Annotated in this window: 1 protein-coding gene; it reads left to right on the forward strand. The window is 48.4% G+C overall.

The features are described 5' to 3' along the window. Positions 1–1,232, forward strand: a 1,232-nt coding sequence (locus tag AB4482_RS23005) for a VCBS domain-containing protein (protein WP_372181802.1), incomplete at both ends; no start/stop codon positions are given.

The raw sequence follows: 1,232 nt of genomic DNA on the forward strand, positions 1-1,232 counted from the left end.
GTAACTGAAGAGTCTCAACTGCAAACCTCGGGAACACTCACCATCACCGATACAGACAAAGGTGAAGCCCACTTCTCGAATACCGATATCGCAGGCCAATTAGGTACCCTACATCTTAAAGATAACGGTGATTGGACTTACGATTTAGATAACAAAAACCCAACGGTACAAGCATTAGGTCAAGGTAAAACCACCACCGATAGCATTACCGTGCATTCCGCGGATGGCACAACACATCAAATAATGGTGACCATAAATGGTAGCAACAATGTGGCCACTATTGCTGGCGTTGATACTGGTTCAATAACCGAAAACAGCGCGGGTGTCGACATGTCACCCGACTATGCTCACTCAGGCATCGCCACACTTGGCAATACAACACTCTATGCTGATGGCAAGCTGACCATCACAGACCCCGATGTAGGCGAGTCAGGATTTGAACGCCAAGGCAGCAATGGTTACGACTATCACGGCACCTATGGCGATCTAATCTTACTCACCGATGGCACCTGGCATTACCATGCCGATGCTGGGCATCTATCAGGTATAGGTGCTAGACCCACAACGCGTGGCACTGCAATTGACCAACTTGGTGAAGGGCAAAGCTTAACCGATACGATTACAGTCCATTCAAAAGATGGTACAACACACGATATTGTCATCACCATTCACGGCAGTAACGACAGACCTTACTGTTCATCTGAAGTGGTGCTTGCAAATGGCAGTGAAGATACACGCCAAACCTTAACCACCGCGCAACTGTTAGCGAATACCGTCGATGTGGATGCCAATGACGCCGGTAAACTAACCATTGAAAACCTGCATGCTGACCATGGATCCATTCTAAACAATGCCGATGGCACGTTTACCTTTACCCCAGAAAAAGACTATAACGGCGATGTACACTTTAGCTATGACGTTAAGGATGCACACGGTGGTGTGACCCACACCGGCGCAACCACCAACTTAGCTGCGGTTAACGACAACCCTGATGTGACGCCTTTAACCGACAGTGTCAGTGAGGGGGCCGATAATCATCACACCCTCAATCTGCTAGTAGGTGCCACAGATAAAGACGGCGACGCTTTAACTATCAGTCACCTTGAATATGCCATCGATGGCCAACCTCAGTCGGGCCAACTTCCAACGGGCATTACCTTAGATGCTGATGGGCATACGTTAATTGTTGATGCCACTGATCCCGCATTTAATCATTTGGCCAATGGTCAGTC

It is taken from the genome of Vibrio sp. 10N.222.55.C7 (genome assembly GCF_041473335.1).
GTDB lineage: Bacteria > Pseudomonadota > Gammaproteobacteria > Enterobacterales > Vibrionaceae > Vibrio > Vibrio crassostreae_C.